Consider the following 17,286-nt stretch of genomic DNA (forward strand, 5'->3'; position numbering starts at 1 on the left):
GACTATTCCAAACTATAAAGTCACTGTAACCGAGCAAAATTCTTTATAAATCGAAAGGCAGGCATAGACCTTATACGAGGTTTTAAACAAGAGAAATTCCCTCCATTTTTTGAGGGAATTTTCATTTCTCTATATATGTAATGACATACATTCGTTATTTTACATATTAAAATACTGATTTGCAGCGACTTATTAAAAACAAGAGAAGATTGAATTTTATGGCTAAATTTCTACCTTCTCACTACTCTAATTCGATAGGATTATATCCTTTTTTATCTGTTTCATTTATTTTCTGTTTGTTTTGTCCATCGGAAAATACAGTACCCATGCTTTCCAGTTCGTATTTAGCATTTTCTCTGAAATTAGTCCTCGCTTTAGTAAATTCCTCTTTTGTAACTAACTTAGCATTCTGATATCTTGCTTTATTTATTGTTATAATTTTTCCCTTTAACTTATTACTTGGGACTGATTTTACCAATTCAAAATCATAATCCCCAGTTTTATCGGTTATTTTCACAATTAAACCTGGCAGACCGCTAAATTTGTAGGGACCGTAAGGAAAAGGTATTTCTGTTGAGTACCAAGCAGTCCATTCTCTTCCTTTATAACGTACCTCTGCTTTTTTACAAGTAAAAGAATTAATTACTTTAGTTTCATCAACAAGCTTCCAGTTACCAATTATAGGGCTATTATATGAAAGCATAGCCATTCCTATTGCCTCGTAAAATTGTGAGTTGTTATTTGTTTGGATGATTAGAAAGTTAGACCTTGAAACAGGCATGCTTCTCAAATCAAGAGTAGAACTATTCTTTTTATATTGCGCTGTAAAAGCTGAATCGAATTTCAATTTATTTTCACTAATAAAAAAAGCTCGTTTATCACTTACTTGCAATGAATAAAGTTCCTTAATAACATAGTCTGGACTTAGTGTGTTGGGTTTGTATTGCATTAAATATGTAAATGCTCCTCGTAAGGAATCACCATCAGCAGTAGTTTGAGAAAACGATACCGAGAAAAAATTTAATATAAATATAATTGCTAAAATTCTTTTTTTTCTAAGGTTCATAATTCTTTGATTACAAGAACCGCTCAAAAATCTATTCTCGAGCGGTTCCTTGATTATTAATTATTAATTAAACTTCTGAATTTAGTAGAAGTATAATTAAGGAGTAAATGGGCTATCAATCATACAATAATTGCTTTGAATCTGAGATGCCCAGTTCAGCCATTGGTCAGCACTCCAATCCTGACAAGTATATGCAGTAGTACAAGTTACAGCTACAGTTATACATTGTCTTTGTAATTTTTTCTTTGCTTTCTTTACAACTGTAATTTCTTTTCCTTTAGAATTTACCTTTTTTTCCACATTTCCTTTAGCACTTACTAAACCTGCTATACCAACCATAGCAATAAATAATATTTTTTTCATGATTGCAATAAATTTTAAATTGAGTAACTAATATACAAGTATAAATCAATTCGGTGAGAAAAATTTTATTATGTTAAACAACTTGTTCAATGCAAGTTACATATTAAATAAAAGAATATAATTTATTATTATATTTCATGTTAAAATGAAATATTGTCACAATGTGGGACTATTTATAGAAAAAATACTTTTATAGTTATTGATTTAAAGGAGCTATATTGTGAGAACTCTGGTTTTATCCAGAATGTGAAATCTAATTTTATTTATTTCTTGTCTTCAAAAGTTTTTTTTTTGAATAGAAATTGAGAAACAAAAATCCCGATGGAACTCCTGACTTTGAGGAACTAAAGCAGTTTTGTGAAAATATTTTTAGAGATGAAATATTACCAGAAATAAGACCAGATTTAAATGTCACTAAAACTAACTAAACATATTGTAACTGTTATAAAGGAGGCTAACAAACTCAAAAAGATAGATGTAAACAACACACCTGATAAATCTTTTTCAACTCGTTTTTTAAGACCTTTCTTTCATATAATTTTAACGTTATTAGCACTTTATATTCTTGAAAAAGGATTTAGTGAGAAATTTATCGATTTTATAACCTACTTACTAAAATACCTGACCCTAGACCTGACCTGATTAAAATAAAAAAGTCTCTACATTGCTGTAAAGACTTGATTTCAGGTAGTGAGCGCGAAAGGATTCGAACCTTTGACCGTCTGCTTAGAAGGCAGATGCTCTATCCAGCTGAGCTACGCACCCTTAAAAATTATGATTCTCGCTTAAGTTAGTAATAAGCGCGTTAAAAAAGTCGGGGCGGCAGGATTCGAACCTGCGACCTCCTGGTCCCAAACCAGGCGCGATGACCGGACTACGCTACGCCCCGAATATATTGTGAAGCGGAGGGTAAGGGATTCGAACCCTTGCGACACTTTCGCGTCGACAGTTTAGCAAACTGCTCCGTTAACCACTCCGGCAACCCTCCTTTTATCTTGATTTTTTTATGATCGCTGTTCCGTTATTGCGAGTGCAAATATAGAGCAGATTTCTTTATTTACCAAATATTTTTCAAGAAAAATTTGTGTATTTTTGAGCTATATAAACGATTAAAAATTAAACCAATGCGTAAAACATTATATATCATCGGATTAAGCGCTATGGTTTTTTCATGTACTTCCCAACAAAATGTGAAAAAAACCTATTATAGGCCAAAAACCCCGGTAACACAGCAAAAAACCGTAACCAAAACCCAGCCTCAGGAAAAACAAAAACCACAAATCGTTAATGATCGGGGCATAGAATTTTTTACTACCAATATTGCAGATCCCACCAAAAATGATAACACGGTAAGCTATGGATCCATAGTTTCTGCAAAACCTACAGGATATAAGGTAGTAAAAACCTATTTTCCGGCCATTGCCCAAAACTTCAGACAAAGATATCTGATATTGCATTACACCGCATTACCGGAGGATAAATCTATTACCGTTCTCACCCAGCAGGCCGTAAGTGCCCACTATCTGGTAAACAATACCGGAGATAATGAAATATATCAGCTTGTGGATGAGAATAAGCGTTCCTATCATGCCGGAGTAAGCTCCTGGAGAGCCGATAAAAACCTGAATGATACCTCTATAGGTATAGAAATTGTAAATACCGGATATACCACAGACTCTGTGGGAAAAAGGGTGTTTGCACCTTTCAGCGATGATCAGATCAGGAAGGTGGCGGCTCTGGCCAAAGATATTGTTACCAGATATCAGATACCTGCAACAAATGTTCTGGCTCATTCAGATATTGCCCCGACCAGAAAACAGGATCCTGGGCCGATGTTCCCATGGAAAAAGCTTTATGATGAATACCAGATAGGAATGTGGTATGATGAGGCAACAAAACAAAGTTTTTATGAATCTTCCTCTGCGGATTTTACCGTTAAATATAACGAGCCGTCGTTTATATTCCTGGTCCAGACTCAATTACAAAAATTTGGATACGGGATCGAACCGAGCGGAAAATGGGATGATGCCACAAAGAAAACCATAGAGGCTTTCCAGTACCATTTCCGTCCTCAGAATTATGACGGGATCATGGATGTTGAAACCTGGGCGATATTACAGGCCCTGAACCAAAAATATCCTGTGAAATAATATACAGCAAAACGCGTCGATTAGATGCGTTTTTGCTATATTTAACGATTAAAACTTTAAAATATCTGTAATGGAAGATTTCAGAAAAGAAAGTGATCTACTTGGAGAGCTGGATGTGCCTGTTAATGCTTATTATGGAGTTCAGACACAGAGAGCTATCAACAACTTTAAAATTTCAGGACAGTTGCTTTCTTCCTATCCTGAATTCATCAGAGGATTGGCCTTTGTGAAAAAGGCGGCCGCCAAAACCAATTATGAATTGGGCCTGCTTGATGAAAATTTATATTTTAAAATAGCGGAAACCTGCGACGAAATTATCGATGGTCAGCTTCACGATCAGTTTCCGGTAGATATGATTCAGGGTGGGGCGGGTACCTCTATCAACATGAATGCGAATGAGGTGATTGCCAACAGGGTTTTGGAAAAATTAGGAAAAAACAAAGGGCAGTATGAATTTTGTTCGCCTAATGATCATGTCAACCTTTCCCAATCTACCAACGACGCTTATCCTACTGCAATCAAGCTGGGGCTTCTACAAATGAATATAACCCTGGTAGACAAGCTTCAGAAAATCGTTGACGCTTTCCGTGAAAAAGGAAAAGAATTTCAGGGGATCATCAAAATGGGGAGAACTCAGCTTCAGGATGCCGTCCCAATGACTTTGGGACAGGAATTTGAGGCTTTTGCCGCCAACCTGGAGGAAGACATATCAAAACTGAATAATAATGCCAACCTTTTCGTAGAAGTGAATATGGGGGCAACTGCCATCGGAACAGGATTGAACGCTCCGGTAGGTTATGCCGCCCTTTGCGCCAAAAATCTGGCCCAGATTACAGGATTTCCGATTGTTTCGGCTCCGGATCTCGTAGAAGCTACACCGGATACAGGATCCTATGTGATCTACTCATCCGCTATGAAGCGTCTTGCCGTGAAATTATCGAAGATCTGTAATGATTTAAGACTGCTGTCTTCAGGGCCGAGAGCCGGGCTTTTTGAAATTAATCTGCCACCGATGCAGCCAGGCTCATCAATCATGCCCGGAAAGGTAAACCCGGTAATCCCTGAAGTGGTGAACCAGGTTTGCTTTAAAGTGATCGGGAATGATCTTACCGTGACTTTTGCTGCAGAAGCAGGGCAATTACAGCTTAACGTAATGGAACCCGTACTTTCCCATGCCATTATGGAAAATATCAATTTCCTCTGCAACGCTCTGGATACCCTTCGTGAAAAATGCGTTGTCGGTATCACGGCCAATAAAGAAGTGTGCCTGATGATGGTAAAGCACAGCATTGGAATTGTGACTGCCCTCAATCCTTACATCGGATATAAGCATTCTACCGAAATTGCCAAGGAATCTCTGGAAACAGGAAAAAGCGTCTATAATCTGGTTCTGGAAAAAGGCGTTCTTTCCCAGGAGAAGCTGGATGAGATCCTCGATCCTGCAAACATGCTGAAACCCCATAACAAATAATATAATTAAATAAGCGATGTATGATAGCTGATCATTGACCGGTTATCATACATCTTTTTATAACCTTGATTGTCGTGAGATTTTTAATCATAATTCCTGCCCATAACGAAGAGGAGAATCTCGCATTTACTTTAGACTCCCTGCAGCAGCAAAGCTTTGAAAACTTTAATATTGTAGTTGTAAATGACGGATCTACGGATCGAACGCCGGAAATTATCAAAAGATATGTACAGGCCGACCCGCGTTTCAAAACCATTGATCTTCAGAAGTCAGAGCATCAGCCAGGATCCAAAGTTGTCAATGCATTTAAAAATGGCTTGTCAACCCAAAACCTCGAAGAATTTGATATAGTATGTAAATTCGATGCAGATATCATTCTTCCTGAAAATTACCTGCAGACAGTTCAGAAAGCCTTTCTGGAAAATCCGGAATATGGTCTGGTAGGCGGATTATTGTATATAGAAAAAAATGGAAGCTGGGTGTACGAAGGCAATTCAAACAAACACCATGTAAGAGGCCCGATGAAAGCATACCGGAAAGAATGTTTTATACAGATCGGGGGGCTCAGGGAAACACTGGGCTGGGATAATATCGATTCTATCCTGCTGGAAAATTTCGGCTGGAAAGAGATCGTGATTCCGGAACTGCATGTAAAGCTCATTAAAGTAAAAGGAGCAGATTATACGGTAAAACAATCAGACTATTACGGAAGATACTTTTATTTTTTAGGGTTGCACAGGGCCCTGGCCTATATTGCCGCTTCCAAAGAAGCGATGAAGAGCAGATCCGTTTCTTTTTTTCTTCAGATCATCAGATCCTACGAAAAATGCAGATCAGAAAAACGGGAACTGAAGATCTCAAAAGAAGAGCAGAAAATAATTAATGACTGGCGCTGGAAGGCCTTTAAAAAGAAATGGCTGAGAAGATGACAGCTTCCGCCGGCAGTGAACCTCCTGATTTGATGAAATTGAAAACAATAGCCTACATAGAAATAGATACTCATGCCGAGATCGCACAGAATTTTATGGAAGTCATGCAGGGTTCCGGAAAATTTACTGTAGATTATTATTTCTCCGAGAAAATCAGAAATCAGATAGTGGCCGGACAGGAAAATGTTTTTTTATCAGACAGCTCCATGATTGTCGACCAGTTAAAAGATAAAAAGTACGATCTGATCCTCATCGGAACAGTACATCGCTATTTCAACACGTTTTATGCGATTGCGGATAAATATAATACAGGCATTATTGTCCATAACCTTAATTTTTCCAATATTTCCAGATCTGTACTGATTAAGAATATTTTTAAGGAGGATATTATTTACAGACTTAAATTATGGTGGAAAGAAGGCTTGTTCTATGCTGCGAAAGTTTATCAGAAAGCCGGGAACCTTTTGGTTTTGGATGAGAGGATGTCATCGGAAAAATACAGATTTTTACCCCTTTTTTATACCAGGGATTTCCAGGATCCCGGACATGAAGGATTCACCGTTGTTATTCCCGGAGGAGTGTCTCAGAAAAGAAGAGACTACCGGCATGTCTTTAAAACCATCCGGGGAATGGAAACCTCGGAGAATTGTACTTTTGTATTCCTTGGAAATGCAAAAGGTGACGAGCTGAAGCAACTTGAAGAAATATCGGCAAACCTGCCGGAGAATATCAGGATAAAATACTTCCGGGAAAGGGTTTCTTCTGTGGAATTTGATTACTGGATGCGGACGGCGGATGTTTTATGGTGCCCGATCCGGCCGGAAACTGAATTTTTCAGTCAGAAGGAAATATACGGTGTTACAAAGATCACCGGAAATCTTGGGGATGCCATCAAATATGGAAAAATAGCTGTTTTTCCGGAAAGCTACCCCTCACATTCGGATTTTATTATTCCGGAAAAAGCAGACGTTATTGAACAGCTGAAAGACTTGAAAAGCCGGAAATTTGATTTCCATAAAAACTACAACAGAGAAAAGGTCCGCAAAAATCTTGAGCGGGTATTGGATAGCATGATCCCTATTTGAATTTGAAGATGCTTTTAATGAAATCCCTGTTCAGATAATCTTCTATGGGGAATATTTTTGTAAAATAATTTCCGATGAAGATCAGCAGTAAAACGATGGCCGGCTTATAAACCAAATTGAAAAAATTATTGGTAAAATTGGGCAGAACAATAGCCACGGTGATAGCCAAAGTACAGATAATGGATACGAAGATCATCTCAATGGTTAAAGGAGAGACCTTAAACATCAAATAATTGAAAACAATTTTGGTGATATTATAGATGGTAAGGGAAATTGCGGTAGATAAAGCGATTCCGATCAGCTTTAGGTCCGTATGTTTGATGAAATAAAAATTCAGACCCACTGTCAACCCTGCCAGTAAAAGCATTACTATAATATTAAACCGGTAATATTTGGACAGGGAAATGATATTCCCGTTAAATCCGGTGGCCAGGTCTATCAGAACGGCAGAGCCCCAGATCCAGACTACCGGTTCGTATTCCCGGAGCAGTACCCCGTTCTTGGGCATGAATTGTGTTAAATACGGAAAACCTACCATAATGCACGAAAACAGGACAGCTCCTAAAAAATATAAGGTTAATGACGTTTTCTTGTGAAAGCGGTCAAGTTCTGTCATATCTCCTTCTGCAAGAGTTTTGCTGATGATGGGGGCAGAGACATTGAATAGGCCCAGCTGAGGAATGGAAATCAATGAGATCAGTGCATAAAGCACCGCGTAAATCCCGTTCTCCTCCATGCCCATAAATTCACCGATCATAAGGCTGTTAATGGCCAGATAATTTCCGAATGTTCCTAAAAAACCGAAAAAACTGTAATTGAAAAATTCTTTCCAGAAATGATCTTTCCTGAAGTAATCCGTATTGAAATCGAGGCTGATCTTTTTCAGACTGTTTGTATAATAGATATACCCGAAAAGCATCAGGGCGAACATCCCAAAAAAAAATGCAAAGGCAACATTTTGGGATAATGCGAAATAAAAAAACAGGCAAAATGCTCCGAGATTGGCTATTTTAGGAAAAAGATTGTCAAAAATATTGGAAACAACAATTCTTTTATAGTTGGAGGTATATTTATTGAAAACAGCACAGAAAGAGAGAATAAGCACCAGAGGTAAAATGATTTCCTTGGCTTTCCAGGCTTCTGAATACCTGAACTTGGGGTAAATAAGGGGAAGCAGGAAAAATATGACCAAAAAAACAATGAAATTGATAAAAACCGTAAGTAATGATAAAGAAAGCATGTTCTGCTCTTTGCCGTCCTTTTCCACTTTATGGAAGAACTTCACATTGGAATATGATATTCCCATCACAACAAAAGGAACTAAAAATTCGGCACTGGGAAGAATATAGCGTAGTTTTCCGTAAAATTCAAAATCATTCGGAAAGATGAAAATCGCAGAAATGGTGCCCAACAAAAAGCCAATATAACCAATAATGGAATATTTGAATCCTTGTCTCGCTACTACACTCATAATTATTATTAATGGTTTTTGGGGATGAAAATTATATTATTGATATAGTCCGTTTTATTTTTTTCATCAGTGGTGTTTTGGATCAGGATCTCTTCTGTAAGCTTTTGAAGTTTGAAATCATGCCTGTTTAAATATCGGGCTTCATAGCCCCAGGATTCTACTTCTGATATCTCATTCCAGATCGGGGTATTATGATGCCTTTGTTCCATTTCAACCATGAGGGTAGGAAGAAACCGCCTGATGGTTTGCCTGGCGCCGGTAAGGGTTTTCATTTCATTCCCTTCCACATCTATTTTAATAAAATCCAGCCTGTTGAGGGGTTCTCCGGCGATCCAGTCATCCAGTTTTACCACCTTTACGTTCTCGGTATGGCTCTTCTCTTCTCCTTTTTCCTTATATGAAGTATTCAGGGTTCCTCTGGAGGCCGTTATTTTTCCGTTGATAACAGGGACTTTGAATTCGGCGGTTGTATTTTCGTCAGAAAGGGCCAGTGAAAAAACTTTCATTTTGGGGAACAGTCTCTTTAAACGCTGATACAGTTTCTTGTTCGGCTCAAAACCATAGATATTTCCATGGCTGAGTTTATCTTCCAGCTGATACAGAAAAGTCCCTACATTGGCACCCACGTCAAGAATTACGTCATTTTCAGACAGGTATTCCTTAATCCAGACCAGTTCCGGTTCTACATTACGGGCCGAGAAGTTATTCCGGTTAAGGTGATTTAAGTTTTTAAAATACCTTTTCTTATAAAAACCCGGGCTTACGTATTGCAGTTTTTCTGCAATTCTCTGATATAAGGACATTGTTAGTTTTTTGACGAACAGCAAAGATAAGCAAAAATGCTAAACTAATGTTAAAATATAATAAATATAAATATCTGACTATCAATGAGTAAAAGTTATTGCTATTCTGTGGAACACGGATCAGGGACTCTGCAGTTCAATCAGGAGATGTCCTGTGGAACTTCCATCTTAGCCTGATTACAGGAAAGGTGCATTCAGAAAATCATTGAATGGCTTCATCAGTTTAAAAATCTCCGCCAGCCTTTTGATGGCATTGTTATCTAAAATCTCATCATCCTTCAGATGATAAAGCACAATGAAGTTTTTCAGCTTTAAATATTCGGCCATCGGATCTTCTTTCTCAAAGCCCTGTGGAACCTTCACCAGTTTACTTTCCTGATCCAGTTCCGGAAAATGTTTTTTGAAATCCTTATCATTCAATATCTTTAGAAAATCATCGCCGTATAATGAAATTTCTTTCCGTACCAGCTTAAGGACAGAGGGTTCCGGCATATAGATCCCTCCGGCAACAAATGATTTTCCGGGTTCCATATGTAAATAGTAGCCCCCTTTCTGGCTGCCTTTTCCCATGCCTAAGGAAGCTCCAAAATTGGTTTTATAGGGAGACTTGTCTTTGGAGAACCGTGTATCCCTGTAGATCCTGAACAATGATTTTTTAGCATCGATTTTGCCCAGTTCTTCGTCAAACCCCGCCATTTCCCCGATCAGATCTTCTAAAAAAGAAACAACATTTTTCTGGGATTCTGTATAGAGACCTTTATTTTCATTAAACCATTCACGGTTGTTATTGCGGGATAACTTTTTTAAAAAATCAAAAGTTTTGGGAGATAGAGTAGCCGACATAATTTTTTTTAAAAACCAAATTTAATCAAAACAATCCATATCTCAATGGTATAACCTCATATCCGGGAACCGTACCATATCGGTCCGGTTGTATTTTTAACCCTATTTGAAGGTGACATGAAAATTAATCCCATGTAGCCAAAGGAAACAATATTTGCTAAGTTTCTAATTTAGAAGCTGTTTTTTTGGATTTAATTTTTTAAAAGGCCGCAAAATATTAAAGGATTATAAAATTAAGTTTAATTATTTAACACTTTATTCAAAAATAAATCAAATAATAATTGTATCTTTGCAAAAATTTTAAATATTTAATGAATTTATTTACGGAAACCAATTTAAGTCCTGACATTCTTAAGGCAATTGGCGAACTGGGCTACGAGAGCCCGACAGAAATCCAAAAACAGACTATCCCTTTTATTCTTTCAGATATTCGCGACTTGATCGCACTTGCGCAAACGGGGACAGGCAAAACAGCAGCATTTTCGCTTCCGATTTTGGATATGATTGACGATACGAGTCGCAAAATCCAACTTTTGGTGCTTTGTCCGACACGGGAATTATGTCTTCAGATTGCTAAAGACATAAAAAATTATTCTAAATACATGCACAACATCAAGACTACGGCAGTATACGGTGGAAGCAGTATTACAGAACAGATGAGATCTCTGAAGGATAAGCCACAGATTATTGTAGGAACTCCGGGAAGAGTGATAGACCTGATTAACAGAAAAGCCCTTGATTTTTCAAACATTCACTGGCTTGTTTTAGATGAAGCCGACGAAATGCTTTCCATGGGATTCAAAGACGAGCTGGAAACTATTTTAAGTGAAACTCCGGAAACAAAACAGACTTTCCTGTTCTCAGCTACGATGAATAAAGAGGTGGAAAGAATTTCCAAAAATTACCTTACCAAACCTCACCGTATCTCAGTAGGCTCTATCAATGAAGTTAAAAAGAATATTACCCACGAATACTATGTGGTAGGATACCGGCAGAAGAAAGAAGCTCTTAAGAGACTGATCGATGCCAACCCAAACCAATATTCCATTATTTTCTGCAGAACCAGAATGGAGACCCAGGAGGTTGCCGATTTCCTGATGCAGAACGGATATGCCGCAGACGCCCTTCACGGGGATCTGTCCCAGGCTCAGAGGGATACGGTAATGAAGAAATTCAGGCTTAAGAATATTGATATTCTTGTGGCCACAGACGTAGCGGCAAGAGGATTGGATGTAAACTCGCTGACCCACGTGATCCACTATTCTTTACCCGATGATCCGGAAGTATTCGTTCACAGAAGTGGAAGAACAGGAAGGGCAGGTAAAGACGGGATTTCCATGGCACTTATCAAGCCTGAAGAAAGCAGGAAGCTGAAGCAGATAAAATCTTCTACAAAAATAGAGATCAACGAGAAGAAGGTCCCTACAGGAGAAGAAATTGTGAAGGCTCAGGTTGGAGGAGTTTTTGAAAACCTTTTTGCGGATCATGAAGACTATTTCGAGTTTGATGATTCTTTGATCCCTGACTTATCAGAGTTCTCTAAGGAAGAATTGGTCCACAGGTTACTTCAGGTACAGCTGAAAGACCTTGCCCTGTACTATAGGGACAGACATGATCTGACTGAGCAAAAGCTGAGCAGCAGAGATGACGAGGGCTCTTCAAGAAGAGATAGAAGAGACCGGGACAGAAGCCGGGAACGAGGAGGAAAGCCGAGAAGAAAAAATGAAAATATGGTAAGATTCTTCTTTAACCTTGGGAAAAAAGACCAGTTGAAGAAGCTGGATGTCCTGGATATCATCAATAAGGCTACCGCAGGAAAAAGTAAAAAAAGAGCGGAGATTGGCGATATTGAGATCCTGGAAAAGTTCTCTTTCTTTGAAGTTGAAAAATCGTTCAAGGATAATGTTTTAAGTAACATTCCTTCCATGAAGTTCAAAGGGAAGGAGATGAGGGCTGAAGTTGCCAACTAAACTTCCTTATAAAAATATATTGACCAGCCCTCAAAGGCTGGTTTTTTTATTGATAATACAGTTGTTAAGCCAATGTTAACAAAACTTAATGTAGGATACTTCCAGTTAAGCCCCTTTTTTAAGAAATTTGTAGCCGAATTATAAAAACTTTAAAATGGGAATTGGTAATATTTTCCACGCATTTCAACCAAAAGATAAAATCTTCTTTGTACTTTTTGAAAAGGTAACAGAAAACCTGGTCGCCATGTCTGAAGAATTCAACAACGGAATCAAAGATTTTGATCTTAATGATGACACCATGTTGAAGAAAATGAGTGACTTCGAACATAAAAATGATGAGCTTACCCACGAAATTTTTGTGGAGCTTGGAAAAAACTTCATCACTCCTTTCGACAGAGAAGATATCCACACTCTGGCAACAGGTCTGGACGATATTGCTGATTATATTTATGCCTCCACAAAATATATTTTCTTATACAAATCGCCTGAAATGAAGGCTTACTCAGATTTCTCACTGTTGATCCATAAAGCGTGTCTCGAAATTCAGAATGCTATGAAAAACCTTAAGGGTTTCAAAAATATGGAGCAGGTAAAAGAAGCCTGTATCAAAGTGAACTCTATTGAGAACATTGCAGACGACTTACTTTCCAACTCAATGGTAGAATTGTTTGAAACCAATGACGCCATCAACATTATCAAAGTTTCATCTGTACTTAATTATCTTGAAGTAGTAACTGACAAAGCAGAGGATGTTGCCAATACTATTGAGAACATCATGATTAAATACGCCTAAACAATATAACAAAAATGGAATTTCCTATTTTACTTATAGTTATTATTGCTTTGGCTCTGATTTTCGATTACATTAATGGTTTCCATGATGCAGCCAATTCAATCGCAACCATAGTTTCTACAAAAGTTTTAACTCCATTCCAGGCTGTACTTTGGGCGGCACTTTGGAACTTTGCGGCTTTCTTTTTAGCAGCTTACGTCATTGGAGAATTTAAAATCGGTAACACGATTGCCAAAACCGTTAATGAGGACTTTATCACTCTCGAGGTCATATTTTCCGGCCTTGTGGCGGCCATAGCCTGGAATCTCCTTACCTGGTGGTTCGGTATCCCTTCATCTTCTTCTCATACCCTGATAGGTGGATTTTTGGGTGCGGCCCTGATGCATGCCTTTATGCTGGACTATCATAATGTGGCCGCAGCTCAGCCAGATCTGGGTTTCTGGGATACATTCAAAGAAGCTTTTAGCCAGGTGACCAAGCAAAGTGTTGTGAAATTTAACGTGGTAATCCCTATCTTCCTGTTTATTTTTATGGCACCGATCATAGGGATGATAATATCAATCATCATTACCCTGATTATCGTTCATATTTTTAAAAAATCAAATCCGCATAAGGCAGATCAGTCTTTCAAGAGGCTACAGCTCGCTTCATCCGCATTGTTCAGTCTGGGACACGGTCTTAATGATGCCCAGAAAGTAATGGGGATCATCGGGGCTGCATTGATCTACTATCATGTCAATATGCTGCAAGACCCTGTTTATGTGAACCTGGAATCGTCTGCCCGTTTTGACTATTTCGCAGAACATTATCTTTGGGTTCCGCTGATTTCATTCCTCGCAATAGGTCTAGGAACCATGAGCGGAGGATGGAAGATCATCAAGACCATGGGTACCAAGATTACTAAAGTAACCTCTCTGGAAGGGGTAAGTGCGGAAACCGCAGGAGCAATTACTTTGTTTATTACCGACCACTTCGGTATTCCTGTATCTACCACACACACCATTACAGGTTCCATCATAGGAGTGGGATTAACGAAGAGGGTCTCTGCCGTAAGATGGGGAATTACCGTAAGCCTGCTTTGGGCATGGGTATTAACGATTCCTATTTCCGCTATTGTTGCGGGAGTTACCTACCTTTTTGTATCTATCCTTTAAATAAAATTTTATTTATAATACGGGACAGCTTTGGCCGAAGGCCAAAGCTGTCCCGTATTTATGCAGGATGCTTTCCTGCAATCACCTTTTGGACATCAGCATAGTGAGCCGATCACCATCGTTGTTTTAGCTACAATAAGCATTGATTTGGTCACACCGGCCATTCAGGCTATCACCAATTTTGTAGTGTAATTATTTAATAACTCAAAAAAATTAAAAAATGGACACAAAAAAAGTTTGGTTGGTAACCGGAGCATCAAAAGGATTGGGTTTATCCCTGGTTAAAAACTTATTGGATCAAGGCTATAAGGTAGCGGCCACATCCAGAACGGCTGAAAACCTTGAAAAAGAAGTAGGAGCTTCTGAAAACTTCCTTCCGCTGGAAGTGAATATTGTAGATGAGGAAAGTGTAAGCCATGCCATTGGCAGAATTATAGAAACTTTCGGAAAAATAGATGTGGTAGTAAATAACGCAGGCTACGGGCAGCTGGGTACATTAGAAGAAGTAAGTGATAAAGAAGCCCGCCGAAATTTTGATGCCAATGTATTCGGCCTGTTGAATGTAATGAGAAATGTAATGCCTTATTTCCGCAGCAGGAGATCCGGGCATATGATCAATATTTCATCTATCGCAGGATTTCTGGGGACATTTCCCGGCTGGGGTATTTATAACGCCACTAAATTTGCTGTGGCCGGGCTTACTGAAGCCTTCTCGGCAGAAGCGAAGTCACTGGGGGTGAATGCAACGATCGTTTATCCGGGATACTTCAGGACTAACTTTTTACTGAAAGGCTCGCTTCATCTTGCTGAAAATTCCATTGCCGAATATAAAGAGGCCAGAGACCTGGAAGCGATACATGAGAACCAGATCATAGGCAACCAGCCGGGTGATCCCGAAAAAGCCGCCCTTGCTTTTATCCGGTTGGCAGAAAGCGCAAATCCGCCACTTCATTTCTTCATGGGCAGTGACTCCCTGGGGATGGCAGAAAATAAAATTGAGATCCTCAGGAACGAATTGAACGCCAATGCATCCCTGAGCCGGTCAACCGATTATTAATCTTACGGAAAGAGGAGGAAGTATATACTTTCTACCTCTTTTTTCCTAAATTTGAAAGCAATGAAGAATAAAAAAGTACATACGTTCAACGCCATTCATGAATTTCATAAAATGAGCGGATTGCCCGGCCCCGAACACCCTTTGGTAAGCCTGGTCGATTACGGTCTTGTACAATACCAGACTGATGAAAAGGAGATCAGCTGGATACAGAATTTCTACTCTATAGGATTAAAGCGGAATATCCAGGGGAAATTCCGGTATGGGCAGCAGCAGTATGATTTTGACGAAGGCCTTATCTCATTTGTTGCACCCGGGCAGTTGGTACATATCACTGTAGAAAAGCCGAAAATAAGGCCTACAGGTTTCCTTTTGCTTATCCACCCGGATTTTATCTGGAATACCTCTCTGGCTAAAACCATCAGGCAGTATGACTTTTTTGGCTATGCTGTAAACGAAGCACTATTCCTTTCCCCGAAAGAAGAAGATATAGTTACTGATATTCTGCGGAACATCCAGAATGAATATCACTCCAATATTGATAACTTCAGCCAGAGTATCATCATTGCCCAGATAGAATTATTGCTCAGCTATTGTGAGCGGTTTTATCAGCGGCAATTCATTACGCGGAAGAAAAATGCTCATCAGGTACTCGAAAAGTTGGAAAACATCCTTGATGATTGCTTCCATAGTGGCGATCTGGTAGATAAAGGATTGCCCACTGCTCAATACATAGCGGGTCTGCTGAATGTATCTCCCAATTACTTAGGCAGTCTCTTAAAGACATTGACCGGACAGACAACCCAGCAGCATATTCACAACAAGCTTATAGAAAAAGCTAAAGAAAAATTATCGACGACCAGCTTATCTGTAAGTGAGATTGCTTATGAATTAGGCTTTGAGCATCCACAATCATTCAGCAAGCTGTTTAAAGCAAAAACAGATCTTACCCCACTGGAATTCAGACAATCGTTTAATTAATAATATGATAATGAAATATCTTAAGATAAGACTCTGCTGAAACTGTATTCTTAAACCTCAGAAGCTCCTGATAAGTGGCATTTTCAGGGATGAATTTAAGCATCATTTATCATACAGGGGCATCAACATCACTTTAAAAATCGTATTTTTGTTAAAACAAAAGGATTTTTATGGAATTTTTAGATAGATACCAACAGATTGTTGCTGATGCTATTAATAAGTACAGATTTAAAGACAAACCTACAGAACTGTATGAGCCAATGAACTATATCATCTCCCATGGTGGAAAACGCCTCCGTCCGATCATGGTTCTGATGGCCTGCGACCTATTCGGGGGAGATCTTAAGAAAGCTGTTAAACCGGCATTGGCCATCGAATTTTTCCATAACTTTACCCTGATCCATGATGACATCATGGATGAAGCGCCTCTGAGAAGGAATAAACCTACCATTCATACTTTGCACGGAATCAATGTAGGAATCCTTTCCGGTGACGGACTGATGCTGAAGGCTTATAAGTTTTTTGAAGACCTGGAGCCCGAAACCTTCAAGGCATGCATCAGAATCTTTACCCATACAGGTCTTTTGCTGTGCGAAGGACAGCAGTATGATATCAATTTTGAAACCCAGGAAAATGTGACCTTTGATGACTATATCAGAATGATCACTTATAAAACCGGAGTTTTGAGCGCATCATCATTTGAGATCGGAGCTCTGATCGCAAAAGCCAATTTTAAGGATGCCAAAGCGATTTTCAACTTTGGAAAACATATCGGAATAGCCTTCCAGATCATGGATGATTATCTTGATGTTTTTGGTGACCAGGCACAGTTTGGGAAAAAACATGCGGGAGATATCTATGAGAATAAAAAAACGGTACTTTATCTTTTGGCCAAGGAACATGCCACAGAAGAGGAGAAAAAAGAGTTGGATTACTGGTATTCCAAAAAAACAGATAACATCGATAAAATTTACGGGGTGGAAAAGATTTTCAGAAGAACCAGAGTGGATGAAAAAGCATTGCGTCTGATAGAAAAACATAACGAAATCGGGCAGAGCTATCTTGAAAAGATAGATATTCCGGAAGAAAAGAAAAAACCGTTTGTAGAACTGGCTAATTACTTATTGAGAAGAGAAAGTTAAAAACTACGATG

At 38.7% G+C, this 17,286-nt stretch carries 16 protein-coding genes and 3 tRNA genes; 11 read left to right on the forward strand and 8 right to left on the reverse strand.

All coding sequences use genetic code 11. From position 1 onward, the window contains the following. Positions 1–241: 241 nt before the first annotated feature. The 5 genes from ABMQ40_RS01325 to ABMQ40_RS01345 all read right to left on the reverse strand — a co-directional run bounded on the left by ABMQ40_RS01325 (position 242) and on the right by ABMQ40_RS01345 (position 2,417). Positions 242–1,066 carry a GLPGLI family protein gene (locus ABMQ40_RS01325; RefSeq protein WP_370895734.1) on the reverse strand — a complete coding sequence of 275 codons (825 nt, stop codon included), beginning with the start codon at positions 1,064–1,066 and terminating at the stop codon, positions 242–244. 96 nt (positions 1,067–1,162) lie between these two features. Further along, on the reverse strand, positions 1,163–1,429 hold the full coding sequence (locus ABMQ40_RS01330; RefSeq protein ID WP_370895736.1) for a hypothetical protein: 267 nt from the start codon (positions 1,427–1,429) through the stop codon (positions 1,163–1,165). A 691-nt stretch (positions 1,430–2,120) separates the two neighbouring features. Beyond that, positions 2,121–2,194, reverse strand: a tRNA-Arg gene (locus ABMQ40_RS01335). A gap of 49 nt (positions 2,195–2,243) precedes the next feature. Further along, positions 2,244–2,318: transfer RNA gene (locus tag ABMQ40_RS01340), tRNA-Pro, on the reverse strand. Between the two features lie 14 nt (positions 2,319–2,332). Further along, positions 2,333–2,417, reverse strand: a tRNA-Ser gene (locus ABMQ40_RS01345). Positions 2,418–2,553: 136 nt separating this feature from the next. Between ABMQ40_RS01345 and ABMQ40_RS01350 the strand changes: the two genes are divergently transcribed. From ABMQ40_RS01350 to ABMQ40_RS01365, 4 genes are all read left to right on the forward strand, one after another. Further along, positions 2,554–3,579 carry an N-acetylmuramoyl-L-alanine amidase gene (locus ABMQ40_RS01350; protein ID WP_370895738.1) on the forward strand — a complete coding sequence of 342 codons (1,026 nt, stop codon included), beginning with the start codon at positions 2,554–2,556 and terminating at the stop codon, positions 3,577–3,579. Between the two features lie 70 nt (positions 3,580–3,649). After that, positions 3,650–5,050: an aspartate ammonia-lyase gene (gene aspA, locus ABMQ40_RS01355; RefSeq protein WP_370895740.1), complete on the forward strand. Its 1,401-nt coding sequence runs from the start codon at positions 3,650–3,652 to the stop codon at positions 5,048–5,050. Positions 5,051–5,124: 74 nt separating this feature from the next. Further along, complete coding sequence (locus ABMQ40_RS01360) at positions 5,125–5,979, forward strand: glycosyltransferase family 2 protein (protein ID WP_370895742.1); 855 nt, start codon at positions 5,125–5,127, stop codon at positions 5,977–5,979. Next, a complete protein-coding gene (locus tag ABMQ40_RS01365) occupies positions 5,964–7,064 on the forward strand; it encodes a glycosyltransferase family protein (protein WP_370895744.1) in 1,101 nt (366 codons plus the stop codon). Before ABMQ40_RS01360 ends, ABMQ40_RS01365 begins: the two co-directional genes overlap by 16 nt. Here ABMQ40_RS01365 and ABMQ40_RS01370 read toward each other — a convergent pair. The 3 genes from ABMQ40_RS01370 to ABMQ40_RS01380 all read right to left on the reverse strand — a co-directional run bounded on the left by ABMQ40_RS01370 (position 7,057) and on the right by ABMQ40_RS01380 (position 10,181). Further along, complete coding sequence (locus ABMQ40_RS01370; RefSeq protein ID WP_370895746.1) at positions 7,057–8,535, reverse strand: lipopolysaccharide biosynthesis protein; 1,479 nt, start codon at positions 8,533–8,535, stop codon at positions 7,057–7,059. The two genes, ABMQ40_RS01365 and ABMQ40_RS01370, sit on opposite strands and share 8 nt — an antisense overlap. An 8-nt stretch (positions 8,536–8,543) precedes the next feature. Next, positions 8,544–9,338 (reverse strand): FkbM family methyltransferase, encoded by a 795-nt coding sequence (locus ABMQ40_RS01375; protein WP_370895748.1) that lies wholly within the window; start codon positions 9,336–9,338, stop codon positions 8,544–8,546. Between the two features lie 177 nt (positions 9,339–9,515). Next, a complete protein-coding gene (locus ABMQ40_RS01380; protein ID WP_370895750.1) occupies positions 9,516–10,181 on the reverse strand; it encodes a DUF2461 domain-containing protein in 666 nt (221 codons plus the stop codon). 311 nt (positions 10,182–10,492) lie between these two features. On the opposite strand from ABMQ40_RS01380, the gene ABMQ40_RS01385 reads away from it, so the two are divergent. The 7 genes from ABMQ40_RS01385 to ABMQ40_RS01415 all read left to right on the forward strand — a co-directional run bounded on the left by ABMQ40_RS01385 (position 10,493) and on the right by ABMQ40_RS01415 (position 17,275). Further along, complete coding sequence (locus ABMQ40_RS01385) at positions 10,493–12,151, forward strand: DEAD/DEAH box helicase (RefSeq protein WP_370895752.1); 1,659 nt, start codon at positions 10,493–10,495, stop codon at positions 12,149–12,151. A 154-nt stretch (positions 12,152–12,305) separates the two neighbouring features. Next, the gene (locus ABMQ40_RS01390) at positions 12,306–12,944 is read left to right on the forward strand and encodes a DUF47 domain-containing protein (protein WP_370895754.1); all 639 of its coding nucleotides are present in this window, start codon (positions 12,306–12,308) and stop codon (positions 12,942–12,944) included. Positions 12,945–12,958: 14 nt separating this feature from the next. Next, positions 12,959–14,098, forward strand: coding sequence for an inorganic phosphate transporter (locus ABMQ40_RS01395; RefSeq protein ID WP_370895756.1), 1,140 nt, complete (start codon positions 12,959–12,961; stop codon positions 14,096–14,098). Between the two features lie 60 nt (positions 14,099–14,158). Further along, positions 14,159–14,290, forward strand: coding sequence for a hypothetical protein (locus tag ABMQ40_RS01400; RefSeq protein ID WP_370895758.1), 132 nt, complete (start codon positions 14,159–14,161; stop codon positions 14,288–14,290). A 28-nt stretch (positions 14,291–14,318) separates the two neighbouring features. Then, positions 14,319–15,155, forward strand: a complete 837-nt coding sequence (locus tag ABMQ40_RS01405) for an SDR family NAD(P)-dependent oxidoreductase (protein WP_370895760.1) — start codon at positions 14,319–14,321, stop codon at positions 15,153–15,155. Between the two features lie 60 nt (positions 15,156–15,215). Then, positions 15,216–16,133, forward strand: a complete 918-nt coding sequence (locus ABMQ40_RS01410; RefSeq protein ID WP_370895762.1) for a helix-turn-helix domain-containing protein — start codon at positions 15,216–15,218, stop codon at positions 16,131–16,133. A gap of 170 nt (positions 16,134–16,303) precedes the next feature. After that, the gene (locus ABMQ40_RS01415) at positions 16,304–17,275 is read left to right on the forward strand and encodes a polyprenyl synthetase family protein (protein WP_370895764.1); all 972 of its coding nucleotides are present in this window, start codon (positions 16,304–16,306) and stop codon (positions 17,273–17,275) included. The last annotated feature ends 11 nt before the right edge of the window (positions 17,276–17,286 follow it).

It is taken from the genome of Chryseobacterium gossypii, assembly GCF_041361455.1.
Classification (GTDB): domain Bacteria; phylum Bacteroidota; class Bacteroidia; order Flavobacteriales; family Weeksellaceae; genus Chryseobacterium; species Chryseobacterium gossypii.

What these genes read in the sequence shown, in the direction of transcription:
- ABMQ40_RS01325 (WP_370895734.1), bottom strand. Translation starts at nt 1,066, where the DNA reads ATGAACCTTAGAAAAAAAAGAATTTTAGCAATTATATTTATATTAAAT.
- ABMQ40_RS01330 (WP_370895736.1), bottom strand. Translation starts at nt 1,429, where the DNA reads ATGAAAAAAATATTATTTATTGCTATGGTTGGTATAGCAGGTTTAGTA.
- ABMQ40_RS01350 (WP_370895738.1), top strand. Translation starts at nt 2,554, where the DNA reads ATGCGTAAAACATTATATATCATCGGATTAAGCGCTATGGTTTTTTCA.
- aspA (WP_370895740.1), top strand. Translation starts at nt 3,650, where the DNA reads ATGGAAGATTTCAGAAAAGAAAGTGATCTACTTGGAGAGCTGGATGTG.
- ABMQ40_RS01365 (WP_370895744.1), top strand. Translation starts at nt 5,964, where the DNA reads ATGGCTGAGAAGATGACAGCTTCCGCCGGCAGTGAACCTCCTGATTTG.
- ABMQ40_RS01370 (WP_370895746.1), bottom strand. Translation starts at nt 8,535, where the DNA reads ATGAGTGTAGTAGCGAGACAAGGATTCAAATATTCCATTATTGGTTAT.
- ABMQ40_RS01375 (WP_370895748.1), bottom strand. Translation starts at nt 9,338, where the DNA reads ATGTCCTTATATCAGAGAATTGCAGAAAAACTGCAATACGTAAGCCCG.
- ABMQ40_RS01380 (WP_370895750.1), bottom strand. Translation starts at nt 10,181, where the DNA reads ATGTCGGCTACTCTATCTCCCAAAACTTTTGATTTTTTAAAAAAGTTA.
- ABMQ40_RS01385 (WP_370895752.1), top strand. Translation starts at nt 10,493, where the DNA reads ATGAATTTATTTACGGAAACCAATTTAAGTCCTGACATTCTTAAGGCA.
- ABMQ40_RS01390 (WP_370895754.1), top strand. Translation starts at nt 12,306, where the DNA reads ATGGGAATTGGTAATATTTTCCACGCATTTCAACCAAAAGATAAAATC.
- ABMQ40_RS01395 (WP_370895756.1), top strand. Translation starts at nt 12,959, where the DNA reads ATGGAATTTCCTATTTTACTTATAGTTATTATTGCTTTGGCTCTGATT.
- ABMQ40_RS01400 (WP_370895758.1), top strand. Translation starts at nt 14,159, where the DNA reads ATGCAGGATGCTTTCCTGCAATCACCTTTTGGACATCAGCATAGTGAG.
- ABMQ40_RS01405 (WP_370895760.1), top strand. Translation starts at nt 14,319, where the DNA reads ATGGACACAAAAAAAGTTTGGTTGGTAACCGGAGCATCAAAAGGATTG.
- ABMQ40_RS01410 (WP_370895762.1), top strand. Translation starts at nt 15,216, where the DNA reads ATGAAGAATAAAAAAGTACATACGTTCAACGCCATTCATGAATTTCAT.
- ABMQ40_RS01415 (WP_370895764.1), top strand. Translation starts at nt 16,304, where the DNA reads ATGGAATTTTTAGATAGATACCAACAGATTGTTGCTGATGCTATTAAT.